Genomic DNA, 26,238 nt, shown 5'->3' with positions numbered 1-26,238 from the left:
TAATCTAGGAGGTCGCTTCATATTATCTCAATGTCTTAAATCGAATTTTGCGTTATTTGTTCCTCATACCATTTTGCTTGTGATAAATACATTTCATAATACACTCCACGTTTATTCATCAACTCATCGTAGTTTCCCTCTTCAACTATATTCCCATTGTCCATTACAATAATTCTATCTGAATACTTTGTAGGTCCTAATCTATGAGAAATAGTTATTGTCGTTTTATTTTCAGATAATTTGTTGAAAAGTTCAAAAATTTTCATCTCACTTAGTGGATCTAATGCTGCAGTAGGCTCATCTAAAATAATTAAATCTGAATCTTTCAAGAACCCTCTTGCAATAGCTAATTTTTGCCACTCTCCACCAGATAACTCTCTCCCATCTGGTATTTCTCTAGTTAAATATGTATCCAGATTAAATTGATAATTTTTTACTTTCTCATATAACCCTACCTTTTGTAGTGCATTATATAATTCCTGATCATCGTTTAACTTCTTTAGATTCCCAAATCCTAAATTTTCTCTTAAACTAAATTTATATTTATAAAAATCCTGGAAAATTGCTGCTACTCTTTCAAAATAAGTTATTTTATTAATATCTTTAATATTTTTTTCGTTTACTCTAATTTCACCATCACTTACATCATAAAGGCCTAAAATACATTTAACTAGTGTAGTCTTTCCAGAACCATTATGCCCTACAATTGAAATATTTTCTCCCTTATTAATCTTTAAGTTTATATTATCCAATACTTTAACATTAGTTTTTGGATAATAAAAACTTATGTTTTTTAAAGATATCTCTTCTACGCTTTGAATTTCTATGGGATCTACTTCTTTTTTATTTTTAACATCGTAATCCAATATTTGCATTAGAGCACTATTATAGATAGCTGTCTCAAAAATCGAACCTAGATGAGAACCAATTGAACCAAATATTGATTGCACAGAAGCTACTGCCCCAAGTAAAGCAACATAGTCACCAATGGATAACTTATTATCAAATATTTGGTATACAAGTATTAAAGATACAACTAAACTAGACACCTGTAACAGTAATGCGGCAAGCGATTTAGTTTTGCACTCCCATAAAGCTAAGTTGAGTTTATATTTTTGTATAACTTTAAATAAGTTAGACCATTTATTTAATAAAAAATCTCCCGAATCATTAATCTTTATCTCTCTGATAGCACTTTTATCAACAAAAAGGTTATCAGTAAAGCCCAGTTCTCTATCTTTAGCCGCTGTTTCTTTAGTCATTCTATAATTTTTAGACTTTGCTATAAAAATCAAAATAATACCTGGCAATGTAGACAAAAATAGTGCAATGGGTAATATCCAATGGATCGCAAGTAATATCCCACAAATCCCAATTAAAGAAATCAAACTTTGTAAAACCCCTATCAAACTACTAATTACCCTTACACCATTTCCGCTTATTGCTATATTCGCTAAATTTATAGTGTCAAAAAAACTACTATCTTCATATTCTTTTAATGGTATTTTAATCAATTTTGTTAACATTATTTTTTTTAGAACATAATTAACAGTCTGGGTAATACGAGTAAATATATATATTCCTATATTACTTAATACAGAAGAGAAGTACTGCAATAAAAAAGTTACTACCAACAAAATTATTACAACTTCTTGAGCATCAGGGTTATTATGTATATTAGTAATCGTGTCAATGGTTTGTTTATTTAAAATGATTAAAATTGGTGGAATAGTAGCGGTAATAAGTGATAATATACAAAATAAGATTAAACTCAAAGGATGCTCTCTATATATATAACCTAGAAAATATTTCTGAGTTTTTATAAATGCCCAAAATTGATTATGTCTTTTCTCCTTCACTATAATCCTCCTCTCAATTAGCTAGTTTAATTTTTCAAGTTATATAGTTAATCAAGTTTTCTTTAGTAATATGACTATTCTCTTCAACTTTACCACTTTCATCCACTCTCATTGCAAAAGGAAATACATCAATATTGAATTTATTAATAATAATATCTTCATCAATAAATAATGCTCTATCCTTATAAACACTATTGCTCATATATTTGAAATTTTTTTCTGTTTTTATTAAAACTAGTTTAATTTCACTTAGGTAGCTAATATTAAAAACATCTAACGAGCTAAAAACTTTATTACATTCTTTGCAATCTAGATCTAAAAAAACAAGTGTATTTTTATTTCCTAATACATTATCGTAAATCCCCTTTACGTCTCCATCAACATTGTTAAAATCAACGTTTGGAATCTTGTCTCCGATTTCTAGTCCCCCCTGAACTACTTGACCCCATTTTAATTTTAAAATTGTAATTATATGTAAGGCTGTTTGTATCGTTATAATAATAAGTAATGAAATTATTATTTGATGATTTATATCCATTATTGCTCCTCCAATTACAACTTAATTAGATAATTTATTAGGAAATATAATTTCAAATATTAATCGAATTAATATTAATGTTATTGTCCAAAATACAGAAATTATAATAATTTCTAGTCCATACATTAAATGCTCCTTATGAGTCAATACTGTGCTTAAATTTGTGCCATTAAATATTATATTTGGAATAATACTAAGCAATAATAGTAGACATTGAATTAATCCACCATAACCAAGTTTAGTCTCTATTATTTTTCCAAAACAAAAACATTTCTTTTGCTTTTTTTCAACAATTACTTTGAAGTTGATTAAAATAAACATGACTATCAAACCTATCGCTATAATATTAATAAACATATTATTATTAAAAATAATTAAGGATACACCTAAAAAAATCTCCAGAAAAGGGAATAACATTCCAAATATAGATGCTAATTTTTCAGGCATTAAATTCATTTCAACAATCGATTGAGATGCTTCTTTTATAGCAATCAATTTAAACAAACCCGAAATAAAAAAAAGTAATCCTACAGACACACTAAATATTAATGTTATAACATTCAAAAGCCTAATTCCTCCTAATCGATAACTAGTCTGCATAATATATCATGTTAAAATATGGTCTATTATAAAAGTCTAATCTCACAACCATATATCAGTACTATGGATAATAATAAAATAATATTAACAGCTAAATTTTTTGTTGTTACTTTCTTAGGCATATTTAAGGAAAAACAACCACAATTATTTATAAATTCTTTGTTTATGTTAATTACTATCAGTAATATATAAAACACTTGAATTATTAAACCTATAATTAGAACAATATTTGAATATATTGTAGTTATTAATAATAATGCTAAGAATAGCTCTAAAGCAATTAATAGAGAAGTAATAACATTTAGTGATTTTTCTTTTTTAACTATTTGATAATCTTTCATAGCCATATAATAAGCAAATGGCTTTTTCACTTTAGTTCTAACACTTTTTAGAAAAATCAAACCAAGAATAACATATGACATCTTAATCATAATTAGATAAACTGTATCCATAATTTAATCCTGCCCTAACCTTTTTTTGAGTTCTACCAGAAATTCTTGATTATTGAAGTTTTCCTCGAATTCACCAAAATGTATGATTTCTTTTAATTCCTTACCATTTTTCATATATATAATTGAAGGAATAAAACTAATGTCTAACATTTTAATAAGTTCCATATTGAGTTCAGATGAAGCATGTGTGTCATTAGATAAATCTACTAAAACACATCGTCTTTCTTTATTAACAATATTTAACAACTCTATAAACAAATTAAAATCATGTATAAAGCTTTCTCTATCTGAGCATATAGCATATCCTGTATAGTCATTAATCTTCTTCCTAAATTCCGATCCACTCATAATACTTGCGGTAAAATCTTGATTTTTTTTAATTTTGATATATATGTATGCGCATGTAATAATTGCTACTATTAAAATTATTATAAAAAGGTAAGTCACCATTAAAATTCTCCTATGAATACTAATAAAATAAATTAAAAAACAATTAAACATTTTTTGTTTCATCAGTTTAGTAAATTAACATGTTTTATCAATGGATTAATATTCCTCTCATTAAAAACTATAAAATTAGGCAATCATACCAGCTACACAGCTGGTATGATTATCTTTCAATTTATTTAGCATTGGTTAGAGTCGGAACTACAACCATCTACAACCGCACATTTAAATACTTCTTTATATCCTGGAAGCCAACCAGCATGTACATATTTTCTTTTTTTCGTATAGTACGCTCCTGTTTCGTCTAATGCGAAATTTTCTTTCCCCCAAGAGCAATCTCCTTTAATTACACTTTCACTTTTACCACAATTCACCATTGAAGGTTTTACAAATGTTTTCATTTAACTTATCTCCTTTAACTTTATAAGTATAATAATCCTAAATAATTACATATTATTTCTTAGCATTGGTTAGAGTCAGAACTACAGCCATCTACAACTGCACATTTAAATACTTCTTTATATCTTGGAAGCCAACCAGCATGTACATATTTTCTTTTTTTCGTATAGTACGCTCCTGTTTCATCTAATGCGAAATTTTCTTTCCCCCAAGAGCAATCTCCTTTAATTACACTTTCACTTTTACCACAATTCACCATTGAAGGTTTTACAAATGTTTTCATTTAACTTATCCCCTTTAGTTTTATGAGTATAATAACTTCAAATAATTTCTAACTATATTTCAATTACATTCTTGACATATTGTGCATTTCGAAAAATCTGTTACCAATAAATATACATATTGCGCTATTCACCTGTATATTTTTGCTTAATAAAATAATTATTTATTTATTTTTAGCATTGGTTAGAGTCAGAACTACAACCATCTACAACCGCACATTTAAATACTTCTTTATATCCTGGAAGCCAACCAGCATGTACATATTTTCTTTTTTTCGTATAGTACGCTCCTGTTTCATCTAATGCGAAATTTTCTTTCCCCCAAGAGCAATCTCCTTTAATTACACTTTCACTTTTACCACAATTCACCATTGAAGGTTTTACAAATGTTTTCATTTAAATCAATCTCCCTTATTGTTTTTTGATAAATAACGCAATAGTTTTATACTAATTTTAATTAAATATATTCATTATAAATTCACAAAAAATTAGTTAACATTAATTTCATATATAAAAATATTGCGTTATTTATTTGATATATTTTCTACTAATTATTTTGATTTAACCTTTGTTGATACTTTATAAACCATATTTCAATACAAAATAATGTCCAAAAATCTTTTCTATTTTCAAGACCATTTCTCCATTTTGCGAGTTCCTCGTGCCACTCTTCATGCGAAAGCAGGTTAAGCTTCTCTACAATCATCGGATTTTCCATTAATCTGTATATTTTATCCCAATTCTTTCGAATGCTTTTATAAGTATAATCTAAGTGAGTTGTTTTATTAATTTTATTAACAATATTTGGAGTTAAGTATTTCTCCATTGATTTTCTTAATATATATTTAGTAGTTTCAGTTGAAAATCTAAATTCACCGGGGATTTTGTAAACGAATTCGATTAATCTTCTGTCTAAAAACGGATGACTAATATCTGCACCTACTGCAGCACCTATTACCCTATCTATATATAAGTGCGCTTTAGCATTAGTAATTTGGTAATATAATTCCTTTTGGTGAAAACGTTTAATATTTCTCATTTTTTTATTCATAAACTTATAATAATTACTATCTGTATTCCCAATAAATTCTTTGGCTAAATCAGGAGATAGTACACAGTTATAAAAATTTTTAAGGGCTGATGTATTTGTAGTTATAGAATAATCAGTAATCCAAGAAAATGTTTTTTTCAGTTGTCCTTTATTAAAAAAATCTCGAGTTGTATGTAAGGAACCTTTTAATAGATGATCACCCGCGAAGCCACTCAATATGTTAACTAAGTTATTCTCAACTGATTTTTTCACAGTATTATATGTGAAATTAAAAGATATTGAATTTACATTCGGTTCAAAAGTAAAAGGGTCATCATTAGGGAATTTTTCAAACATCAATGTATTATCTAAATTTAAATATATTCCTTCATCATTATATTTGTGAGTTAATTCATTAATATATTCTCTTTCATCACAATTCTTCAATTCATCAAAAACTGCACTAACTGATGAAATATGGAGTTTTTTTTCTTCCTTCGCAATAATTTTGGAAGCTGCGTACAACGAGGTAGAATCCATCCCTCCACTCAACATTATTGCGTTTCCTTCCTCTTTATCTAGCCTATCTTTTACAGCTTGAAATAATAAATCTGAAAATTTTCTGAAATAATCTTCCTCAGTCTTATATAATATTGTTCCAGAAACTTTAGATAAATCCCAATATGTTTGCACTTTAGATACGTCCTGATTTATGTTTAAATAACATCCACTAGGGATTCTAAAAATATTATTATAGGGTGTATCTGTTGTATCAATTATTCCGTTTCTCTCATGAAATTCTTTGAAATAGTTATAATTTATATCTTTAAAATCAAAGTAACTCTTTAATAAGAAAATATCACTTGCTAAAACGTATTCATCCTTATGCTTAACCCAAAATAAAGTTTTCACCCCTATATGATCTCTTACTGCAAATGTTTTTTGCTTCGCTTGATCATACAGTACAAATGAGAATTCGCCTACCAAATCTTTTATAAATTCAATCCCTTTTTCTTTGTATAAATAACTAATGATATATTCACTTTCTACGTCTTCATCTAACGATATTGAAAGATTATATTTCCTTATAAGCTCTCTTTTGTTATGTAATACAATATCCCCAATAATTAATATGTCACCAAATTCAAATTTAGTGTTTATATTCTTATGGCTATTGGCGGCAAAAAATTCAAAATGATTTTTCATTCCATAATTTTCTTCAACTTTTATTTTAAATTCATCAAAAATAGTATTCTTTATACTTAGATTTTTAAAATCTTTTTCCTTAGAAGAAACGGATACCAAAAACCATTTCATTTTAAATCCTCCTTCTTTAATTCCCTCGAATCCAATATAATGTTATATCGACTTGTTTCTTCTTGGTCATCAAAAAAATTATCACCATTGCACTGTAACCATGCGTGAGCCTCAAAAGGAAATTTTTTAATCCCTATAACCATCTCAACTGGTATTGCGAAATTTTTTCTAATAATTTTATAGCCTAGTAAAGTTTTATGTATGCAATCGGCCTTTCTTGGATACCAAACACAAACAACATCTAATATATGGAATATTCTTTCGATTTCACTTTTAGTTTTTTCTATAGATTCCTTGTCCCATTTTACATCCCTTATATTAAGATATTTATATGCATATCTTTTAAATGTATTATTAAATCCATTTCTTGATAATTCCATGTCGAATTTTACTAATAATACTAACAAGTATATGTATGTATTCAAATTCTTAAACTTACTTATCAATCTCAATTACCCCTGCCTTCTCTAAATTAAAAATAAAATCCATTATTTCATTCTTAATAACTTCTCTTTCGCCATCAAACTCTTGAAATATAGAGTCAATTATCTTTGTTACTTCTGATAGAAGTTCGATTTTCTTCCAAATCTCAGATCCTGTGTGATCTAATGCATAGAAATTATTTTTAATCATATTCACTAGAATAATTTCATTATTTTCTTCATATACAATTACATCTTTATTTACCGAAATATCCAATTAATCAACTCCATTTTCCTGCCATTTATATTTCACAACACAAAACATATTTTTACAAAAAATATGTTTTTTTACTTTTTCCATTAGCGACATCTTGATATTACAATACAAACCAAAATTTGTATATAAGTTCCACATAATTTCCAATATGCAATTTTTTATATATGGATAAATAAATTAAAATTCCCTTTAGAGATACATCTATCTAAAGATTCTGACAGAAGAGAATCCGAATACTCCCACTTAATTATAATTTTCAAATATAAAAATTCTTCTAATCATCTAGTACAAAATAGAAGAGTGTTCTTTGATGGAAATTTATTTAATTTTAACTGTCCCCGTTTGAAACATACGTTTCCTTCTTGTTCTTTGTTACTTCACATATCGTTTTAATGATTTCGTGCGGTACAAAAAGTGAAAAACACCCTGCTTGCGAAAAAGGTAAGGGCGGTTCTCAATTAAATTGTTGATTTGATTGTTCAATAACCACATCTACTACCACCATAGAAGTATGGTTGTACAAGACAGAAATTCATGAGTGTTCTGTCTTTTTTTATTTTATGCAAAAAAGCTTATAAACCCATTAGAAACCTTAATATTCAAAATAAAATTAATACACTCTATTTACTTATAATCACGGTTTTAGTGCGTGCATAATAAAACAAAAACCACCTAAAGGCTCCCCTTCAGGTGGTTCTCTATTTTACGCTAACGCAGCTGCCTGTTCTTGTTGATCTACAGGAATTACAGCGTCTGTTAATGCTTTTTCTAATTCAGCTGTGTATTTCATTTGCTCTTCTTTACTCCAGCCTAGTTTCGCAGCCATGTAGTTGATTACTGCTTCTTTCCACTCGTATACCCAGTGGATGTTGAAGAATACAGCGCCTCTGCGGCGTACGAAGAAGTCAACTGGTTTTGCTGTCATTTCGTAATCCATTGCGTATACAAGCGGGATTAGAACGTCTAGTGGCATGTTGTATTCTTTCGCTTCGTCTTTATGTTTTTTCGCTAAATCAAATAGTACGTCAACGTTAGAGCCGTAGAATTTCGCGAATTCTTCTGCTTGTGCTGTTGTTAAACCATATTTCGTACCTTCGCCAGCTTTTTTCGCAACGAATGCTGGGAATCCGTGTGAACCATCTACATGTCCACCAGAGATTGGCATATGTTTCGTTGTGCTCTTCGGATATGCGCTATGACCTTCTTTTTGTAGTAAGTTCGTTACGTAGTCTACTACCATTTCAGCCATTTTGCGGTATCCAGTTAATTTACCACCTGCGATTGTAATTAAACCAGATTCAGAAGTCCAAATTTCATCTTTACGAGAAATTTCAGATGCGCTCTTACCTTCTTCATAAATTAACGGACGAACACCAGCCCAGCTTGATTCAATGTCTTTCTCTGTAATTTTCACGCTTGGGAACATGTAGTTAATCGCATTAATGATGTATGTGCGATCTTCTGTTGTCATTTGTGGTACAGCTGCGTCTTTATCATAGAACGTATCTGTTGTACCTACGTATGTTTTTCCTCCGCGAGGAATCGCGAACACCATACGTTTATCTGGTGTATCGAAGTAAATCGCTTGACCTAATGGGAAACGTTTTTGATCAATTACTAAGTGAACACCTTTTGATAACTGAAGTACTTTTCCTTTTTTCGAGTTATCTTTTTCACGAAGTGTATCTACCCAAGGGCCAGCTGCGTTTACAATTTTCTTACCGTAAACTTCGTATACTTCTCCGTCTAGTAAATCGATTACACGTACACCACATACTTTTCCATCTTTATATAAGAAACTATCTACTTTTGCGTAGTTAACAGCTTTTGCGCCGTGCTCAATTGCTTCTTTCATTACTTCAATTGTAAGACGCGCATCATCTGTACGATATTCTACGTAGTAACCGCCGCCTTTTAATCCTTCTTTTTTTACAAGAGGCTCTTTGTTTAGCGTTTCTTCACGGTTAAACATCTTTCTGCGCTCGCTTCGTTTTACACCTGCTAAGAAGTCGTATACACGAAGACCAATTGATGTACTAAATGATCCGAACGTACCGCCTGTATGGAACGGAAGTAACATCCACTCTGGTGTTGTTACATGGGGACCGTTCTCATATACGATCGCACGCTCTTTCCCCACCTCTGCTACCATTTTCACTTCAAGTTGTTTTAAATAACGTAGACCACCGTGTACAAGCTTCGTTGAACGACTTGATGTACCTGCTGCAAAGTCCTGCATTTCAAACACAATTGTTGATAACCCGCGTGTTGCTCCATCTAATGCAATACCAGAACCAGTAATACCTCCACCAATTACGATCACATCTAACTCTTGTTTATTTACTCCGTTTAATACGTCTTTACGTTGTTTACTTGAAAATTTCATGGTAATTCCTCCCTTTGATAACGAAAAAAGAGACCACAAACTCCGCTATAGATTTCGCCTCTATAGCGCGTTGTGGTCTCTCCAAATCTCCTACCGAATTATTAACTTGTCACCATTATAACACTGTTTATGATTATTTGAAAGCTTTTGTTGCTTCAATTGCTTTTTTCCATCCAGCATATAGCTCTTCACTTGTTTTCGCTTCCATCGTTGGTTCAAAGCGTTTGTCCATATGCCACTGTTCTTTAATTTCATCTTGGTTTTTCCAATATCCAACCGCAAGACCAGCTAAGTATGCTGCACCTAGAGCCGTTGTTTCGTTGATTACTGGACGCTCTACAGGAACATCTAAAATATCACTTTGGAACTTCATTAAGAAGTTATTTTTAACCGCTCCGCCATCAACGCGTAATGTTTTCAGCTCAATACCTGAATCTGCTTCCATTGCGCATAATACATCTTTCGTTTGGTAAGCTAAAGATTCTAGCGTTGCACGAATGAAATGCTCTTTCGTCGTACCGCGCGTTACACCAAACATAGCGCCGCGTACTTCACTATCCCAATAAGGTGTTCCTAGTCCAACGAATGCTGGTACAACGTATACACCGTCAGTTGATTCAACGCGATTTGCGTACACTTCACTCTCACTTGCATCTTTAAACATGCGCATTCCGTCGCGTAACCATTGAATTGCAGAACCCGCTACGAAAATACTTCCTTCTAATGCGTAGTTTACTTTACCATCTATTCCCCATGCAATTGTTGTTAATAGACCGTGCTCAGACGCTACTGCTTTTTCACCAGTGTTCATTAACATGAAACAACCAGTTCCGTAAGTATTTTTCGCCATACCTTCACCGAAACAAGCTTGTCCAAATAATGCTGCTTGTTGGTCACCAGCTACACCTGCAATCGGTACATTTTGGCCGAAGAAGTGGTAATCAATTGTTTCTCCGTAAATTTCAGATGATGGACGCACTTCTGGAAGCATGCTCTTTGGTACTGTTAACATTTCTAGAAGCTCATCATCCCACTGTAAGTCGTGAATGTTAAACATTAACGTACGTGATGCGTTTGAGTAATCTGTTACGTGTGCTTTACCACCAGATAGTTTCCATACAAGCCACGAATCAATTGTTCCGAATAATAGATCGCCGTTTTCTGCTTTTTCTCTTGCACCTTCAACGTTATCTAAAATCCATTTTACTTTCGTACCAGAGAAGTATGCATCAATTAAAAGACCTGTTTTTTCGCGAACCATTTCGCTATAACCTTTTTCTTTTAACTCATCACAAATTTCAGCTGTTTGGCGAGATTGCCATACGATTGCGTTGTAAATTGGTTTACTAGTTGTTTTATCCCATACAACCGTTGTTTCACGTTGGTTCGTAATACCGATACCAGCGATTTGTTCTGGTTTTACATCCGCTTCGCTTAAGCAGGTTGCGATAACTGCTAAAATAGATCCCCAAATTTCTTGTGCATTATGCTCTACCCAGCCTGGCTTTGGAAAATGTTGTGTAAACTCTTTTTGAGCTGAATGAACAATTTCACCTTTTTTATTGAAAAGAATTGCGCGTGAGCTTGTTGTTCCTTGGTCTAATGAAAGAATATATTTTTTCATATCGGTTTCCCCCTTATGCTACTTTTCTACTATTTGTATTGCTTCCGCTTTTTTTACTTGTCATATAAGAGATTGCTAGTACAATCACAGTTGCGATAATCACATAAATAAGTGCTGAATTTTGTTTTCCTTCAAATACAACTTGATGGAATAAACCTGCAAGTGATCCACCTAAAATTGGACCAACTACTGGAATCCATGCATACTTCCAGTTTGAACCGCCTTTTCCTGCAATCGGAAGGAAGAAGTGTGCGATACGCGGACCTAAATCACGCGCTGGGTTAATTGCGTATCCTGTTGTCCCACCTAATGATAAACCAATACTTACAATTAAGAAACCTACGATAAATGGATTTAATCCATCTGCAAATTTATTTGCACCAATTGCTAATATACCAAATACTAAAACGAATGTTCCAATCATTTCACTTAAAAGGTTTGCAAATGTGTTCGGAATTGCTGGACCTGTTGCAAATACACCTAACTTTGTTCCTGGATCTTCTGTTTCTTTCCAGTGTGGTAAGTAATGTAAATATACGATAACTGCCCCGATAATTGCCCCAATCATTTGTGCTACGATATAACCTGGTACGTCGCTCCATGGGAACGCTCCCTTAAATGCTAATCCTATCGTTAAAGCTGGATTCAAATGTGCCCCACTAATTGATCCAACCGCATACGCTGCAACCGCTACTGCTAAGCCCCAGCCCATTGTAATAACAATCCAACCTGAATCTTTCGCAAACGATTTCTTTAAACTTACACCAGCACAAACGCCGCCACCAAGTACGATTAACAACGCAGTCCCTATTAACTCTCCTAAAAATGCTGACATAGTATCCCTCCACAATCAATTTAAACGCTTTCAAATGTGATAGAGGTAAAATGAATGGCCATTCGTTTTTGTCAAAAGAAAAAGACCCACAGCTTGCACGCTTCTATATAAATTTATATAGAAACAATGAAATGTGGATCTCTACTTTTCTCCGTCACGTTTATTAACTTGTCTATAATGTTAACCGTAAATGAAAGCGGTGTCAACGAAAAAATTCACATTTTCGTCACTTTTTTTGGTAATGTTTCCATAGTTCACGTTTTGATGTCGTAATTGCTGTCGCACCAGCATTTAATGCTCTTTCCACATCTTCTACAGTACGAATAAAACCACCTGCTAAAATCGGTACACCAGTACGCTCTTTCACTTCAGCGATAACATCCGTTAATGCTCCAGGAAGTACCTCAATATAATCCGGTTTCGTCTTATCTAAAAGATTGCAGCTCTTCTCCATCGCACTCGAATCGATTAAAAAGATGCGTTGTATTGCCACAACACCTTTTTGCTTCGCCTTCATAATAACGCTCGCCTTTGTTGAAAGTAACCCGTACGGTCTAAACTCCTGACATAAATATTCCGTCGCATGCCCATCACTCTGCAAACCATGAATTAAATCCACATGTAAAAATACCTTTTTACAATATTGCTTCGCAAGTGATATAACACTCTTCAATTGGCCGACATGAATATCTAAAATAACGATATATTCATACGAACTATGTAATAGCTTTTCCAAATCTTTAATTTGCCTCACTGCCGGCAAAATTTTCTGTTCATGAAATTCCATTCTATACGTCCCCTTCTTTATGTCATCCTATCCTTTATAGTACACAATTTAAGTGAAAAGAACAGCTAGTGTCGGGGATTTCTTTCAAATCTTTCTCTTATCTATATATTTTCTTCAACTTATCAGAACCTATACCACCTATAATCATGAATACAAGGGGCAAAAGATTCATTACATATGGCGCATCTGCTACAATTGTAATACTTGCTCCAGCAAACTTATTTAGCATCCATACAACGATTTTTGCAATAAACAAAAATACTCCTATCATAAATAGACTATCAAAAAACACCTTCCATTTTGGATACGCCAATTGCTTACTATCTTCAATTATTTTCTGCGTCAATTCTTCATCACTCCTTAGCAGTTCATCAATTGTAATACCGAACAGATCACTTAAATGAATAATAATTTCAATGCTCGGATAGTTCTTTCCCGTCTCCCATTTCGAAACAGATTGCCTGCTCACATGAAGTTTTTCAGCCAAATCATTTTGCGACCAATTTCTTTTTTCCCTTTCTTCTTTTAAACGCTCACTAAAAATCATACTGTGTTTATCACCTCTCTATGCCCATTATGTTCAAATAAATGATGAAGAGTAAAGCGAGTTATTGTTGCATTTCCTGCACAACTTATACGTTACAGCTTATAATGGCGCTCTTTTATATGTATCTTCCCTATACTATGCTCCAATAATAATTTCCCGAACAATAATACAAGGGACGGATACTAATAAAGTGAAACTTTAATCAGCCCTCACTAATCGGGCTTTTACGGACAGCCCGCGCCCCACCTAACTTCTTTGATTCCGCTGAATTTTGAGGTAGGTCTTACTGCCCGGCAAATAGCGGGATAAAGACTGGATTAGGCATAAAAAATACGCCATCCCTTCTTATCAGTCTCCAGAAAGAATAACGCAAATTTTCATTTTTACTCATCATTTTTCGGACTATATGAAAACCCCGGATATTTCACAACAGGCCACTTCTCCTTACGCAGAGAATCCATTACTTGCGGGCCAACATGTATATTACTCTCCACTATTTCTTTAGGAGTCAGTGCCATCCATTGATTTAACGATACATCTTCAAAACGATTGCTTCTGAACATCTCTAAAAACCATAATGTTTCGGTACCTGTATTTTGAATATAATGCCCCGTCGCAAACGGTACATATCCGACATCGCCAGCTCTATAATCAAATGTACGAGCGGTACCATTTCCAAGAAACACAGTCATTCTCGCTTCCCCTGTCAAATAATATTGCCATTCATCATTATTCGGGTGCCAATGAAGTTCTCTCATTCCACCAGGCTCAACCTCAACGAGCGCTGCTGCGATTGTTTTGGAAATAGGGAAATTTGTGGAATCTACAATTCGAACGCTACCACCAGGCGTCTTAATCGGCTTTTGTTTTAACAATTCATGTTTAAATGTTAAAGGAACTTCTCCTTTCGGTGATTGAACTTCCTGACTTTCAAGGGAACCTGGCACCTCTCCTTGATAAATATAAACTTGATCTGAAGGGATAGAACGAAAAGCACTCTCAGGTACTCCAAAATTAGCCGACAACACCTCTTTTGGCGTATGCGCAAACCAATCAGAAATAGCTAAAGTAGATAAATCAGAAAAATGCCCATCATCGAAAACGAGTAGAAATTCACAATGTTCCAATCCTTGAATGGAATGCGGAATACCAGGCGGAAAATACCAAAGATCACCTGGTCCAACATCAGCAATAAAATTCCGTCCATTTTGATCAACAGCCGTTATGCGTGCCCGTCCTAAAAGCATATACGCCCATTCCGCTTCTTTATGCCAATGTAGTTCTCGTACTCCACCGGCCGTTAAACTCATATTTACTCCTGCAATCGTCGTCGAAACCGGTAGTTCTCGAACAGTAATCTCCCGAGACCACCCCCCTTGTTTCAAAATCATAGAAGTGTCCGAGAATGAAAACTTCAAGTTAGGAACTAACCCTGCATCCGTTATAGGCGGAACAAGCATATTCGGATTTTGAATATCCCGCATAACATTACGAGGTCCAGAATCAATCGCCCCTGCTCCGTCGCTGCGGATTGGTTGTGGCACATTCCCTCCTGCTTCATTAACAGTACGTTTCTTCATGATTACACTCCTTTTTCATCCGGTTATGAAGTAAAAAGCCTCCATCATAGTGTATGAATTGGGCTTTGAATGGTTACTTTTACTATAGATTCGGCAATTTTCGCTCTAACAGTCTACTACCCATTACTATTTAAAACAGAAGATGGACAACAAAAACTTTAAGTAAAATGCAAAAAACGCCCTCTGTTTCAGAAAGATTAACAGAGGGCGTTTTCTTTTTTTTACGTAAAGTGTCCAAAAGTCTTTCCTTTGTCATACTGATTACACCCTTTTTTAGAGGGCCAATATTAACACTCTCTTTTTAAAATTCCATATCAAAATCCCTTATATTATTAACAGCGACAAAAAGGAATACCATTCTATCCAAATAGAACAGCATTCCTTTTTATAAACAGTATTTAAAAATTATTATTTAAGGTATTTCCCCAAATCATCTAAGTTTCTCGTATGATTTAGAATGATTACATACTCAACTTCAACTTCTGTTACTACCATTTCTAGTACTTGATGGACTTCAATATAATCATTTTCATATTCTTTTGCCGAAGATACAATCTCTTCTAAGGTTCTTACAAATGTTTCAGCACTCCAGTCTTTTGTTGACAACGCCACATAGGTTTGAAATTTTTTTGTATTCATGTTAGTTCTTTAAGTACAATGGGAATTGTGTACTTCTTGATGAGTCAGAATGATTGATTATAACCCTATGATGACTTGTTGATGAATCAGAAGTGCTTATATTACCATCAAATTGTTTAGCATAAGTTGTTGTTCTGTTACCCTTGTTATCCGTTTGACTCCACTTATTTTCATAATTATGCATTGTTTCCTCCCTTAACTTCTTCACGTCAACATCTCGACCATACTGAGTTTTGCTAGAAGTAGATTTTTCTTTTGGATTATATTTATGTCTATTATAAGCGTGTTCGTTAATAAAGTTAGATTTATTTGTTCCACCATTTAATTTATATGGTACCTTTGGACTCGAACCTTTCCCTGGTTTCCCTGGTTTTTTCTTTTTAACTAGAGAATCAACTAGGTTGTCATGTGTAGTGACTTCGTTTACGGAAGTTATATTTCCTCTAGCATCTGTTCGAACAGATAGATCAATTGCTTCCTCTATACCTTGTGTATTTTTCCAATAAAAAGTTACCTGATTTTCAGTGTTTTTTGTAAATGTATCTTGAATTTGATTTAGTTGATACATATCAATTTTTTCAGATGTAGCTTTATCTAAACTAATTTGTTTTGGACTGAAATTTTCTTCAGTAGCGGCGGATACAGCTCCTGTGAATAAAAGGCTTAAACTTAGTGTGGCGGCCGTTGTTAAATTAAGAAATTTACTTTTTTCATAATACATCCCTCCTGATAATGTTAAAACTATATATTATATTATTTAAATATAAATTACTCTCTAGTAAAAATCAATTACATTTTCATTTTTACGTTAATCTATTTGATTATCTAAAAATACATATACTCAAGAAAACCAAAGTACATATAAAAACAGGCCATAATATAGATTTTTCCTATATTATGGCCTGTCTTTGTCTCCATTCGCATATGCACATTGGCTTTTTGTGGTAGCTAACAGCATCCATTTGGTTCTTCCTCTACTAAATGAAATGCTTTTAAAACGATCTCATAATTCTTCAATATTACTACTTCGTAATTAATCTAAATTCACTATAAAAAATGAAGTTAGGGTTTCTTTTCTATATGTAGTAAAAATATATTAAGTAGCAGGCGAGTTTGAAATAAAGTCACGATATTAACAATGTAACTGTAACTGAAACTGCAGCAGCTATTAGTTTCTTCACTTTCATACCTCATACCCCTTACATTAATGTATTCTTAGTTAGTTTTACTACCGATACTCTTCGCTGCCTCTTCAAACAGTTTCGAACCTTCTTGTGCTTTACTTACTGATTGATGCATTTTACTTTCGTCTTCTTGGTCCAATGCATCAAAGAGAAGTTGAAAACAATCCGCATACAGTTCCATCGATTGCTTTATCTTCGCCTGTTCTCCCTGTAACTCAGGGGGCGCTTGTAAATTCTTCAGTTTCTTCGTTGTTGCCTTTGCTCCACCTAAACTTAGTTGTACTTCACTTTTCTTTTGTTTGTATGATTTTACGTCTGAATCTGCTATTCCTTCAATTAATTTCATTGTATCTTCAATTTGAGTAGCACTATTTATGATATCTGCCTTGTACCTTTCAACATCTGAACCAGTTACCTTACCAGGTGAAGAAGTTGAAGAAGAACTTGGTTGACTACTTGATGAACTACTGTTTGTACCTTCACCTTTCGCTACAGATAAGCTATCCTCTTTCTTGCTATCAGTTGACTTACTCTCTTTTTCAGAAGTCTTATTCTCTTTCTCTACCTTTTGCGTCTCTTCTTTCTTTGTTTCAGCTTTCTTACCATCAGTTTCAATTGTAATACAACCGCTCAATAACATAACTGGTAATGCTAAACTTACTAATTTCTTTGCCTTCATGATTACTACTACCCCTTTAGTTGTAAAATTTAATGTGAAAAAGTTAATATACTTAATTAATAAATTTCCCCCCGAGTAATTTATTAAAATCTACTACCCATAGATTTCCTGTATATTCATAATATTTCCATATATAACATTTTACAAAGAATTACATATTTGGTCAAAAGGATTTATGTAGTCCTTAAAAGAAAATTTTAATCACAAAGAAAAGAAGCTAACAATAAATTGTTAACTTCTCAGCTTAAGGAAAAATAGTATCTTTCCTTATCTTCTAATATCTAGATTGTGGATGAACCATATACCGCTCCCTCAAAAGAAAAAAGCTACCACCTAGGCAATAATTTCTACTAAGTGGTAACCTTTCAAAATTTCTATTAAAGCAATACAGAATCCTTATCACTATCCTGATTACGTTTCTCGCGCTCTTCTTCTAAGCGCTTCATATATACTTCGCCTTCTTTTTCGATAAACTCATTATCCATATCTTGCTCTTTTTTCGAAGTATATAAAACCATGTAGCCACTTAGTACAATCCCAACAATTACAAGATACACCCACCATGGTAAAGTTTCCACTCTACTTCATTCCTTTCCTTAGACAAGCCTTATTAGTTTCACTTTATGAGGAAAGAAGTGGATTTATGCTTAAAATTTTTATTGTGGATGCTTCGCGAAAAATGCTTGTACATATTCCATAAACTCAATTGGTTCTTGACGAAACGGTGCGTGGTATCCTTTTTCAATAATGTGGAACGTGCTATTCGCAAATAGCTCATGATACAGTTCACCATTTTTCCAAGAAACACTTTTATCGTGTCGTCCCCATACAATTAAAGTCGGTACCTTAATTTTATCAGCTTCCATCGCAATGCGGCGCTCTCTCATTTTCGTAAGCTGATCATAATGCTCTTTATCATCACGACTATTTTTCACTTCACTTTTATTATACTTCGTAATCTCAGTTACAGTTTGTAAGTCCGTCGATAGCGGTGGTACTTCATAACTTTCTTTTTGTTGGAAAGACTCTATCCCTGTAGCATCCGCCAAGATGAGATGCGTCACTGCATCCGGATATAAATACGCTAAATTAAGGGACATCTCTCCGCCCATTGAATGGCCGAGCACTGCAAACTGATCGTATCCGAGCTTCTTCATTAACTTATAATATAAATTCACTTGCGCAGGAAACGAATACTGAAAATCAACTGGCTTAGAAGAACGCCCAAACCCTAAAATATCAACCGCAATAATCGTATGGTCTCGCGCTAGTTCCGGATAAATATCACTAAATCCATCAGAAGAACCACCAAACCCATGCAGCATAAGTAAAGGAGGTTTCCCCTCACCAATTTGTTTAAAATAAATCGTCTGCCCATCAATTTGCGCCATACTCTCTTTCGTATTCAGCTTCATCATAACAGTATCTTTCACTTCTCCAACCTTCGCAATCGGCTTATCAACGAAGTTACAAACAATTAACAAAACGAGCACAATACCGCTAATCATATAAAACTTAAACCGTTTCAAAGTTCCCGTCTCCTTTCTCTTGTTGCTATTTAAAAGTTTTTACATTTTTTGGTTGTTTTATGTTCTCTTTTTAATTGTAACCAAAACAGTTACAATTAAACTAAAAAAATATAACTCATTTCTATTACTAATGGTTATTATGTAACTATTATAGTTACACATTTAAAGTAAGTCAATTGTTTTACAACTAAAAAGAAAAAAGAGACCTCATTGTGAGATCCCTTTTTCTCTTTTAGCCACCATAATCACCATGTTCAGCTTTCATTAGTGTTGGACTTTTTTGATGATCTGTTGAACTATACACCCCTAAAGTCAGTGTAAATACTGTTACAATCCCTAATAATTTAATTACCACTTTTTTCATTTTAAAGCCCCCTTATCAAAAAGTTTTTCTCTTGCTTTTTTACTAAAATAAAAATACTTACTTGCCTCTTCCCAAAGGTTTTCTTCATAAAATTTTACTGCTAACTTTTCCTGATACTCCTGAGTATAATCATATAACTCTTCTCTTTCAAAATACGTAATTCCTCTAAGAATAATGTCCTCTAATTCTTCCGCTTTTACACCTTGATTTAATGCATTTAAAATTTCATAATGGTGTTGATATCCTTCAATTTTCGAATCTCTACAAATCTTCAATCCTTTTTCTATAAGCTTATTTGCAATCTCATGCTCTTTTAACTTGTAATGCTCTTTTGCTTTTACATAAAGAGCTTTATAATGTTGGGGAGATTTTTCTACTACTTCAGTAAGATAACGAATTGCCAATGCAGATAAATTTTGCGTAGAATACATCCATCCTAAATTATGACGAACCATAATAATAAATTTTTCTTCACCAATTTTTTGGAATTGATCCATAGCAGCTGTGAAATGCTCTTCAGCTAATTCCCATTCCTTTAAGTTCATACAGGCTAAGCCTAAAATATTATCACAAAAAGCTACATTTAATTCATATCCATCATGATTTAAATACATATCCTTTACCTTCGTTGCATGTTTAATAGATACCAAAGCTTGTTGTGTATCATAATGAAATGTAGCTAACTTATAATAAAATTCAGCCTTTTCTAATTGATCAGGAACATACTTCAAAAAACTTTCAGCCTTTTCGTAATGTTCTTTAGCGAGATGAAAATTTCCTAACTCACTAGCATGTATTGCTTTAAAAAAGTGATAATAATAAGTTAAAAAATTATCTGTTGGTTGATCAAACGAATCTATCTTGTTAAAACTCTCTTGAGATAAGCCTAGATTATCTATTAAATAGTTATATCGAAATTCTAGCAAATAATAATAAAGTAATAGATTTTGGTCCTGCAAACCTTCTCCAGTCTCTTTTTTTAGTTTAGTAAATTTAAAATCAATTTCTTGTTTTAGACGTTCTGCATTACTTATACGTCTAGATCTAATCTCTAGATACCATTCATTCAATAGCTGCGTCAGTTTTTCGTTTGTAGTAGATGTAATCATGAAACCCCTCCTAATCATTTGTTATGTACTCTTCTACAAATAATAACAGAAAATTCAAATATCTATTCCGATCATCCTACAAATAAATATTTCTCAATAATTAACTGACAATTCATTAATTATTTTATGAAGATTATCCACTTTGATAATTACCCAAATAAAAAAGCAAGCAGTTCCAGCACTCCGCTAAAACTACTTGCTCTCCTACTTACTATCTCTATTTTTACTCTTTAATAAATTCCTTCGTACTTCTCACTGTATCAATTGGACGAACTAATTTTTCAATTTCTTCACGTTTTGGCTCTAGGAATGGAGGTAAAGATAATTTTTCGCCAAGTGTTTCGTATGACTCATCTCCCATAAATCCTGGGCCGTCTGTTGCAAATTCAAATAAGATTTGTGGTGCAACTCTTGCGTATAATGATTCAAAGAAGTGACGGTTTACATAGCCAGATGAAGGAAGTCCTACGCTACTGATTCTCTCAATCCATTCTTCTAATACAGCGCGATCTTCTACGCGGAATGCAGCATGGTGCACTGTACCAAAACCTTGTTGTGCTTCAGGAAGAACTGTATTATGTTCTACGATGACAGAGGCACCGTTTCCGCCTTTGTTCACTTCAAATAAATAGAATTCTCCTTCTTGCGCAATCTCTTTAAATAATAAAACTTTTTCTAACACTTCTTTAAAGAAGCTAAAGTTTGCGATACGAATGAATACAGGTCCTAAACCAGTAATTGCGTATTCTAATGGTACTGGCCCGTTTTGCCATGGTGTACCTGATTCGATTCCTTTATCAAGTTCATCTGAGATTAATTGATAGTGTTGATCATCAAAGTCAACGAAAGAAAGAGTTTTCTTACCAAATTGCTCTTTAATTCCTGTATGTTCTACTTCAAGACGGTCAAAACGTTTTACCCAATATGCTAACGCTGCATCAGTTGGAACACGGAATGAAGTTTTTGAAATTTCATTTGTACCGTGTACTCCTTTCGGAACACCCGGGAAATCAAAAAATGTCATATCTGTTCCGGCACTACCTTTATCATCTGCAAAGAATAAATGATATGTTTGAATGTCATCTTGGTTTACTGTTTTTTTAACTAAACGCATTCCTAAAACGTGAGTGAAAAACTCATAGTTTTTTTCTGCACTACTTGTAATCGCTGTAACGTGGTGAATTCCTTTTAATTGGTTCATTTTATATTCCTCCAATGGGTTTCATTTATATGTTAAAGTTGTATATTTTCTTCTATTACTTCTCTTCAATCGGTGCTAAATTCGCTTCAATTTCTGCACGCTGATCTTCTAAGAACGGTGGTAAATCAAGTTTTTCTCCTAAATGTTCCACATCTCCATCAACTGTAAATCCTGGGCCATCTGTTGCAATTTCAAATAGGATTCCGTTTGATTCGCGGAAATATAAGCTTTTAAAATAGAAACGGTCGATGATTCCTGAAGAATGGAAGCCTCTTTGTTTCACCTGTTCTTCCCAATAAGCAAGCTCTGCATCGTTTTTCACGCGAATTGCTAAATGGTGAATGCTGCCTCGGCCCGGCTTTTCAGTAGGACCATCTAAATATTTCACAACGATTTCTCCAAAAGCCTCTCCTTTAATGGACTGGAAAATTGCTTCTTGATCATTTCGGCTAACCTCTGTATAACCGAACATCTCTGTAAGTGTACTCGCCATTTTATCAAGTCTACGCACTGTCAGTTCTACAGAACCCATTCCTTGAATTTGATGCTTTGCAGGAACTTCTGATTTCTCCCAAGTTTCCCAGTGCTCCACTTTTTCCCCGTTTGAAACGAGTAGTACTAAGCGAAGACCTTCAGCATCCTCAAATTGCAAAGCAGGACGATTTGCATATGTTGTCATTTCACTATGTTTCACATCAAATTTTTCAAAGCGTTCTTTCCAGTAATGCAAGCTATCCTCTGAAGGAACAAGTAATCCAATTCGAGTAATCGCATTCGTACCGCGATATGTTCTTCCTACTAATGGAATTTCAAAAAATGATAATTCCGTACCTGGACTTCCTGTTTTATCTCCATAAAATAAGTGGTACATTGACGGATCATCTTGGTTTACTGTCATTTTCACACGACGTAAGCCAAGCACGTTTTTATAAAAGTGATTATTTTCATTTGCATTTTTCGTAACCATTGAAATGTGATGATGCCCTTTAATTTCATACATTGGTTATTCCTCCGTTTCGTTTTACTAGTCAAGTGACAACTAAAAAAATAACATTTCCCACAACTAATATGGTTTTTAGCTTTTCAATTTATTCTTAATTATGTTTTTGTAAATTCATCTTAGTTTTTACTGTATAAGTTACTTTGTTTTTTAATCGAAAACAACTGAGTGTATGTTTTCATATGACTCAATCGCTTTCGTTACTATCACTTTACACCTCAAGTGATTAAAAAGCAAGTGATTTATCTCAAATTCGAGATATTTTTTTGTTAAATAACATTTTGGACTAAAAACACGAGAAATTCTTGGTTTGAGGACATTATAAAATTCATAAGTTTATGGATGTGAGATATCGCCAGCATTTTTGAAAAAAACACGCTAAGAGTATACGAGATTTTATACAGTTTTTTCGTTAATCCAATAACAGACAAGAACCCTAAAACCGCACCAGAATAGGAATGTATAAAAAATTGCATAGATTGATAGAACAAAAAAGGAGGTTTCCTTGTGAGAGTAGGGTTCCTCCTTTTTCCTTGCTACCGATAATAGGACGTTATGTTAACTGATCATGTATAGGATATTCATATAGGAATTGTTTCTATCAATGCTGAATTATACAAAGAAGGAGGCATGATAATGAAAAAAGAACAATTAATATTAATTGCTAGTCTTACTCTTTTATTTCCTGTCCTTGAATTTTTCTTCCAGAAATATGATTACTTCAATTTTTACGCACATATAGGTATTATAGCCATTGCTGTATCAACTGTCGTATTCACACTCCATTATATAAAACAAATTTATTGGAAATTATCGATCGTATGAGGAAATTATGAAAGAATAGAATTTAATTGAATATGTTTTCTATTACCCGTTTCAAGCTTTTCCCCATACCTTTTACTGCCCATACTAGTTTAAGGAACACTTTAAAGATAGCATCCCATACGTGTTCATTAATAAAAAATTCGTATACTTTCTTTAACCACTCTTTCGGGGATTTACTCTTACGTTTAAACCTTTGCCAATGCGTTTCTTCACTAGTTTTCATAACTACCCCTTCTTTCTTAATCGAATATGCTTTCTATTAGAAGTTTTAACACCTCGCTATAATGATGAAAAGAACGAGGTTTATCATATCTGGCAATTTAATCACTCCTAATTTTAAATTAAATTCATTATATAACGATTTCTAAATTTTTAGTTAATTACTAGTGAGAATTAAGCAAAATTTAAACAAAAAAACCTATGTTAGGCTTTAGTTACAGGTTTTCCCCCTATAAAATCAACTATTTGCGCCACCAACTATGGGTTACGCGAATTACTTTGATATTATCTTTGAACGAACAAAATAACTCCTTGCGAAAAACAAATGAACTGATATTAATCAACTTCCAATATCGAGAATTATGTAAATAAGCTGCCCATATGGACAGCTTATTGTATTTTTTGCTTAACATATTTTTTCTGAAATGCTGGCGGTACTCAATTTAAAAGTTGGTATGCCCCCATTCTAGTGGCAAGATATGTTTTATTAGTTCTTCGTTACACCCATGCGTACTTCTTAACTATTTTATTTCATTTTTAATAAAGTGAAACTTTAATCAGTGGGGGTTTTCTTCACCCCCCACTGATTATCAGCCCTCACCAATCGGACTTTAATGACTTAACATTATGCTTATCTTGGGAGCGAGGTATTTTATCGGTGAGTGTATACAAACCATGTAATACTTGCTGTTAATAATGCTGACGAAATCAAAGCTGTAAGAACACTATATGTTTGCCACATAAGTATTGTTGACCAATCGAAAGCACAGCACAGTATACCCAGGGCAATCGTAGCGGTCAGGAAAATAACTGTTACGGTTATTCTCTTTTTTGTCATTGGCTGCCGCTCATTCGTTCTCCTTCTGCGTAATCCTAAGAGAAATAGCAAAACGGCCAATAGGCAAAGAATAATTGTGATAGACGACAAAATGATATCCAAAAGCTGTGTGCCGCTTATTTCATATGACTGAGTTAGATTGCCTTCTAATATATCTTTAACTTTTAGTACCATGTTTGTATTGGTATTTGCGCCGTTGCTCAGCAAGGAGACGGCTGTTCGTTCATTTGGCAGTATGACTACTTCGGTTCTGAAATTTGGATTGCCCCCAGTGTGTTCTATAATCGTTTGTTCGGCGTTTACGGACCAGCCTGCCGCATAATACATACCGTTGACAGCCGAAACAGACATATCACCCCTATGTGATTTTTCGATAACCATGTGAAATATTTCGGGTATGTCCTGCACGATCCCCATCTGTATGCCCATCCAACGCGCCATATCTTTTGTATTAGAAATGATGTAGCCTGCGGGTTTATTCCCAGCATAATCCGGAGTTTTAAATGGAGTTGTCATAAAAAAGGAAGAACGGTAGCCCTGTGCCAACTGTCCAGTGGCTTGAGCAGCTTCTTTATAAACATACGTCTGGTGAAGACCTAACGGTTGAAATACCTGTTCCTTCATAAAGTCTTCATAGCTTTGTCGCGACACAATCTCAATAACCAAACCCAATACGTCATAATTAACGGTTCCATAGTTATACTGTTCACCGGGAGGGAACGCCAATTCAGCATCCACGAGCATTTCCACAGTCTTTTGCAACATATCCGGTGTATTGCCTTGTGGAATATTTTGAAGATGCCTAATATTTGTTAGACCACTGGTATGGTGAAGAAAGTTATTTAGTGTAAGACTTTGCATATCAACAGGTTTCCCTTGATACTTTAATGTAAACCAAGGTAAATATTTTTGGACAGGGTCAGTCATTGAAAGCAGCCCTTGCTCTTCCAATAGCATAATACCCATACCGGTAAAAGCTTTACTGACCGAGGCTAACTCATAGAGTGTATTTTCACTTGCAGACAACCCCTTTTCACGGTCTGCATACCCTGAAGAAAAGTAGAACACTTCATCATCAGCAAGTATTGAGATTGACATTCCCGGCACACCTGATATACGACAGGCATCATCTAGCAACGCTTGTATTGCCGCAGATTGCGAATCTGACAACGCATAACTTTGTGTTGCAAATCCTGAGAATAATATAAATATCGTTAATACAAAAACAATAATCTTTTTCATAAACTCTCCTTTTTGGAAAATTATAAGA

At 33.4% G+C, this 26,238-nt stretch carries 29 protein-coding genes; 1 reads left to right on the top strand and 28 read right to left on the bottom strand.

The genetic code is table 11. From position 1 onward, the window contains the following. Nucleotides 1-35 precede the first annotated feature (35 nt). From MHH55_RS21590 to MHH55_RS21465, 26 genes are all read right to left on the bottom strand, one after another. Nucleotides 36-1,859: an ABC transporter ATP-binding protein gene (locus MHH55_RS21590; protein ID WP_078186741.1), complete on the bottom strand. Its 1,824-nt coding sequence runs from the start codon at nt 1,857-1,859 to the stop codon at nt 36-38. A 34-nt stretch (nt 1,860-1,893) separates the two neighbouring features. Continuing rightward, nucleotides 1,894-2,397, bottom strand: coding sequence for a hypothetical protein (locus tag MHH55_RS21585; protein ID WP_078186740.1), 504 nt, complete (start codon nt 2,395-2,397; stop codon nt 1,894-1,896). 21 nt (nt 2,398-2,418) lie between these two features. Further along, nucleotides 2,419-2,961 (bottom strand): MauE/DoxX family redox-associated membrane protein, encoded by a 543-nt coding sequence (locus MHH55_RS21580; protein ID WP_063535823.1) that lies wholly within the window; start codon nt 2,959-2,961, stop codon nt 2,419-2,421. Nucleotides 2,962-3,023: 62 nt separating this feature from the next. Then, nucleotides 3,024-3,449 (bottom strand): MauE/DoxX family redox-associated membrane protein, encoded by a 426-nt coding sequence (locus tag MHH55_RS21575; RefSeq protein ID WP_000381999.1) that lies wholly within the window; start codon nt 3,447-3,449, stop codon nt 3,024-3,026. A gap of 3 nt (nt 3,450-3,452) precedes the next feature. Continuing rightward, on the bottom strand, nt 3,453-3,899 hold the full coding sequence (locus tag MHH55_RS21570; protein WP_078186738.1) for a hypothetical protein: 447 nt from the start codon (nt 3,897-3,899) through the stop codon (nt 3,453-3,455). 176 nt (nt 3,900-4,075) lie between these two features. Beyond that, complete coding sequence (locus tag MHH55_RS21565) at nt 4,076-4,297, bottom strand: hypothetical protein (RefSeq protein WP_000847606.1); 222 nt, start codon at nt 4,295-4,297, stop codon at nt 4,076-4,078. 59 nt (nt 4,298-4,356) lie between these two features. Further along, on the bottom strand, nt 4,357-4,578 hold the full coding sequence (locus MHH55_RS21560) for a hypothetical protein (RefSeq protein ID WP_078186737.1): 222 nt from the start codon (nt 4,576-4,578) through the stop codon (nt 4,357-4,359). Between the two features lie 172 nt (nt 4,579-4,750). Continuing rightward, nucleotides 4,751-4,972, bottom strand: a complete 222-nt coding sequence (locus tag MHH55_RS21555; RefSeq protein WP_000847606.1) for a hypothetical protein — start codon at nt 4,970-4,972, stop codon at nt 4,751-4,753. Between the two features lie 151 nt (nt 4,973-5,123). After that, nucleotides 5,124-6,923, bottom strand: a complete 1,800-nt coding sequence (locus MHH55_RS21550) for an asparagine synthase-related protein (protein WP_000870873.1) — start codon at nt 6,921-6,923, stop codon at nt 5,124-5,126. Further along, nucleotides 6,920-7,369 (bottom strand): lasso peptide biosynthesis B2 protein, encoded by a 450-nt coding sequence (locus MHH55_RS21545; RefSeq protein ID WP_254849745.1) that lies wholly within the window; start codon nt 7,367-7,369, stop codon nt 6,920-6,922. The genes MHH55_RS21550 and MHH55_RS21545 overlap by 4 nt, the downstream gene beginning before the upstream one ends. Next, a complete protein-coding gene (locus MHH55_RS21540; RefSeq protein WP_000355425.1) occupies nt 7,359-7,622 on the bottom strand; it encodes a PqqD family protein in 264 nt (87 codons plus the stop codon). Before MHH55_RS21540 ends, MHH55_RS21545 begins: the two co-directional genes overlap by 11 nt. A gap of 703 nt (nt 7,623-8,325) precedes the next feature. Then, entirely contained in the window at nt 8,326-10,008 is a 1,683-nt protein-coding gene (gene glpD, locus MHH55_RS21535) for an aerobic glycerol-3-phosphate dehydrogenase (RefSeq protein WP_016122054.1), read from the bottom strand. 133 nt (nt 10,009-10,141) lie between these two features. Then, nucleotides 10,142-11,632, bottom strand: a complete 1,491-nt coding sequence (gene glpK, locus MHH55_RS21530; RefSeq protein ID WP_000760009.1) for a glycerol kinase GlpK — start codon at nt 11,630-11,632, stop codon at nt 10,142-10,144. A gap of 13 nt (nt 11,633-11,645) precedes the next feature. Continuing rightward, nucleotides 11,646-12,467 (bottom strand): glycerol uptake facilitator protein GlpF, encoded by an 822-nt coding sequence (gene glpF, locus MHH55_RS21525; protein WP_001272200.1) that lies wholly within the window; start codon nt 12,465-12,467, stop codon nt 11,646-11,648. Nucleotides 12,468-12,693: 226 nt separating this feature from the next. Continuing rightward, on the bottom strand, nt 12,694-13,254 hold the full coding sequence (glpP, locus tag MHH55_RS21520; protein ID WP_000394285.1) for a glycerol uptake operon antiterminator GlpP: 561 nt from the start codon (nt 13,252-13,254) through the stop codon (nt 12,694-12,696). A 97-nt stretch (nt 13,255-13,351) separates the two neighbouring features. After that, nucleotides 13,352-13,801, bottom strand: coding sequence for a helix-turn-helix domain-containing protein (locus tag MHH55_RS21515; protein ID WP_078186735.1), 450 nt, complete (start codon nt 13,799-13,801; stop codon nt 13,352-13,354). A 383-nt stretch (nt 13,802-14,184) separates the two neighbouring features. Continuing rightward, the gene (locus tag MHH55_RS21510; RefSeq protein WP_078186734.1) at nt 14,185-15,381 is read right to left on the bottom strand and encodes an oxalate decarboxylase family bicupin; all 1,197 of its coding nucleotides are present in this window, start codon (nt 15,379-15,381) and stop codon (nt 14,185-14,187) included. A gap of 408 nt (nt 15,382-15,789) precedes the next feature. Then, complete coding sequence (locus tag MHH55_RS21505; RefSeq protein ID WP_001093032.1) at nt 15,790-16,020, bottom strand: hypothetical protein; 231 nt, start codon at nt 16,018-16,020, stop codon at nt 15,790-15,792. A 1-nt stretch (nt 16,021) separates the two neighbouring features. Continuing rightward, nucleotides 16,022-16,741, bottom strand: a complete 720-nt coding sequence (locus tag MHH55_RS21500; RefSeq protein WP_078186733.1) for a hypothetical protein — start codon at nt 16,739-16,741, stop codon at nt 16,022-16,024. A gap of 494 nt (nt 16,742-17,235) precedes the next feature. After that, nucleotides 17,236-17,883 (bottom strand): DUF7018 domain-containing (lipo)protein, encoded by a 648-nt coding sequence (locus MHH55_RS21495; RefSeq protein ID WP_074555678.1) that lies wholly within the window; start codon nt 17,881-17,883, stop codon nt 17,236-17,238. A 377-nt stretch (nt 17,884-18,260) separates the two neighbouring features. After that, nucleotides 18,261-18,461 (bottom strand): sporulation YhaL family protein, encoded by a 201-nt coding sequence (locus MHH55_RS21490; protein WP_000449223.1) that lies wholly within the window; start codon nt 18,459-18,461, stop codon nt 18,261-18,263. A 78-nt stretch (nt 18,462-18,539) separates the two neighbouring features. Then, a complete protein-coding gene (locus MHH55_RS21485; RefSeq protein WP_130055552.1) occupies nt 18,540-19,412 on the bottom strand; it encodes an alpha/beta fold hydrolase in 873 nt (290 codons plus the stop codon). Between the two features lie 232 nt (nt 19,413-19,644). Beyond that, nucleotides 19,645-19,776, bottom strand: coding sequence for a hypothetical protein (locus tag MHH55_RS21480; RefSeq protein WP_000758182.1), 132 nt, complete (start codon nt 19,774-19,776; stop codon nt 19,645-19,647). Beyond that, nucleotides 19,773-20,885, bottom strand: coding sequence for a response regulator aspartate phosphatase (locus tag MHH55_RS21475; protein WP_000633311.1), 1,113 nt, complete (start codon nt 20,883-20,885; stop codon nt 19,773-19,775). The genes MHH55_RS21480 and MHH55_RS21475 overlap by 4 nt, the downstream gene beginning before the upstream one ends. 223 nt (nt 20,886-21,108) lie before the next feature. Next, a complete protein-coding gene (locus MHH55_RS21470) occupies nt 21,109-22,086 on the bottom strand; it encodes a ring-cleaving dioxygenase (protein WP_001072569.1) in 978 nt (325 codons plus the stop codon). Nucleotides 22,087-22,141: 55 nt separating this feature from the next. Next, a complete protein-coding gene (locus tag MHH55_RS21465; protein WP_000272977.1) occupies nt 22,142-23,086 on the bottom strand; it encodes a ring-cleaving dioxygenase in 945 nt (314 codons plus the stop codon). Between the two features lie 636 nt (nt 23,087-23,722). On the opposite strand from MHH55_RS21465, the gene MHH55_RS21460 reads away from it, so the two are divergent. After that, entirely contained in the window at nt 23,723-23,911 is a 189-nt protein-coding gene (locus MHH55_RS21460) for a hypothetical protein (RefSeq protein WP_000712159.1), read from the top strand. Nucleotides 23,912-23,933: 22 nt separating this feature from the next. Here MHH55_RS21460 and MHH55_RS21455 read toward each other — a convergent pair whose 3' ends face one another. Together MHH55_RS21455 and MHH55_RS21450 are read right to left on the bottom strand one after the other, a co-directional pair. Then, nucleotides 23,934-24,134, bottom strand: coding sequence for a hypothetical protein (locus tag MHH55_RS21455; RefSeq protein WP_000858032.1), 201 nt, complete (start codon nt 24,132-24,134; stop codon nt 23,934-23,936). A 648-nt stretch (nt 24,135-24,782) separates the two neighbouring features. After that, nucleotides 24,783-26,210 carry a serine hydrolase domain-containing protein gene (locus tag MHH55_RS21450; protein ID WP_078186732.1) on the bottom strand — a complete coding sequence of 476 codons (1,428 nt, stop codon included), beginning with the start codon at nt 26,208-26,210 and terminating at the stop codon, nt 24,783-24,785. Nucleotides 26,211-26,238: the final 28 nt, after the last annotated feature.

The organism is Bacillus sp. FSL K6-2944 (assembly GCF_038005385.1).
GTDB classification, from domain to species: domain Bacteria; phylum Bacillota; class Bacilli; order Bacillales; family Bacillaceae_G; genus Bacillus_A; species Bacillus_A cereus.
The sequence above is the reverse complement of the archived record's forward strand: the minus strand, read 5'-3'. Positions and strand labels throughout refer to the sequence as shown.

Excerpts from the sequence above, each read along its gene's own strand:
- MHH55_RS21585 (WP_078186740.1), bottom strand. The coding sequence starts at position 2,397 with ATGGATATAAATCATCAAATAATAATTTCATTACTTATTATTATAACG.
- MHH55_RS21575 (WP_000381999.1), bottom strand. The coding sequence starts at position 3,449 with ATGGATACAGTTTATCTAATTATGATTAAGATGTCATATGTTATTCTT.
- MHH55_RS21570 (WP_078186738.1), bottom strand. The coding sequence starts at position 3,899 with ATGGTGACTTACCTTTTTATAATAATTTTAATAGTAGCAATTATTACA.
- MHH55_RS21565 (WP_000847606.1), bottom strand. The coding sequence starts at position 4,297 with ATGAAAACATTTGTAAAACCTTCAATGGTGAATTGTGGTAAAAGTGAA.
- MHH55_RS21560 (WP_078186737.1), bottom strand. The coding sequence starts at position 4,578 with ATGAAAACATTTGTAAAACCTTCAATGGTGAATTGTGGTAAAAGTGAA.
- MHH55_RS21555 (WP_000847606.1), bottom strand. The coding sequence starts at position 4,972 with ATGAAAACATTTGTAAAACCTTCAATGGTGAATTGTGGTAAAAGTGAA.
- MHH55_RS21550 (WP_000870873.1), bottom strand. The coding sequence starts at position 6,923 with ATGAAATGGTTTTTGGTATCCGTTTCTTCTAAGGAAAAAGATTTTAAA.
- glpD (WP_016122054.1), bottom strand. The coding sequence starts at position 10,008 with ATGAAATTTTCAAGTAAACAACGTAAAGACGTATTAAACGGAGTAAAT.
- glpK (WP_000760009.1), bottom strand. The coding sequence starts at position 11,632 with ATGAAAAAATATATTCTTTCATTAGACCAAGGAACAACAAGCTCACGC.
- glpF (WP_001272200.1), bottom strand. The coding sequence starts at position 12,467 with ATGTCAGCATTTTTAGGAGAGTTAATAGGGACTGCGTTGTTAATCGTA.
- glpP (WP_000394285.1), bottom strand. The coding sequence starts at position 13,254 with ATGGAATTTCATGAACAGAAAATTTTGCCGGCAGTGAGGCAAATTAAA.
- MHH55_RS21515 (WP_078186735.1), bottom strand. The coding sequence starts at position 13,801 with ATGATTTTTAGTGAGCGTTTAAAAGAAGAAAGGGAAAAAAGAAATTGG.
- MHH55_RS21510 (WP_078186734.1), bottom strand. The coding sequence starts at position 15,381 with ATGAAGAAACGTACTGTTAATGAAGCAGGAGGGAATGTGCCACAACCA.
- MHH55_RS21505 (WP_001093032.1), bottom strand. The coding sequence starts at position 16,020 with ATGAATACAAAAAAATTTCAAACCTATGTGGCGTTGTCAACAAAAGAC.
- MHH55_RS21500 (WP_078186733.1), bottom strand. The coding sequence starts at position 16,741 with ATGTATTATGAAAAAAGTAAATTTCTTAATTTAACAACGGCCGCCACA.
- MHH55_RS21495 (WP_074555678.1), bottom strand. The coding sequence starts at position 17,883 with ATGAAGGCAAAGAAATTAGTAAGTTTAGCATTACCAGTTATGTTATTG.
- MHH55_RS21480 (WP_000758182.1), bottom strand. The coding sequence starts at position 19,776 with ATGAAAAAAGTGGTAATTAAATTATTAGGGATTGTAACAGTATTTACA.
- MHH55_RS21475 (WP_000633311.1), bottom strand. The coding sequence starts at position 20,885 with ATGATTACATCTACTACAAACGAAAAACTGACGCAGCTATTGAATGAA.
- MHH55_RS21470 (WP_001072569.1), bottom strand. The coding sequence starts at position 22,086 with ATGAACCAATTAAAAGGAATTCACCACGTTACAGCGATTACAAGTAGT.
- MHH55_RS21465 (WP_000272977.1), bottom strand. The coding sequence starts at position 23,086 with ATGTATGAAATTAAAGGGCATCATCACATTTCAATGGTTACGAAAAAT.
- MHH55_RS21460 (WP_000712159.1), top strand. The coding sequence starts at position 23,723 with ATGAAAAAAGAACAATTAATATTAATTGCTAGTCTTACTCTTTTATTT.
- MHH55_RS21455 (WP_000858032.1), bottom strand. The coding sequence starts at position 24,134 with ATGAAAACTAGTGAAGAAACGCATTGGCAAAGGTTTAAACGTAAGAGT.
- MHH55_RS21450 (WP_078186732.1), bottom strand. The coding sequence starts at position 26,210 with ATGAAAAAGATTATTGTTTTTGTATTAACGATATTTATATTATTCTCA.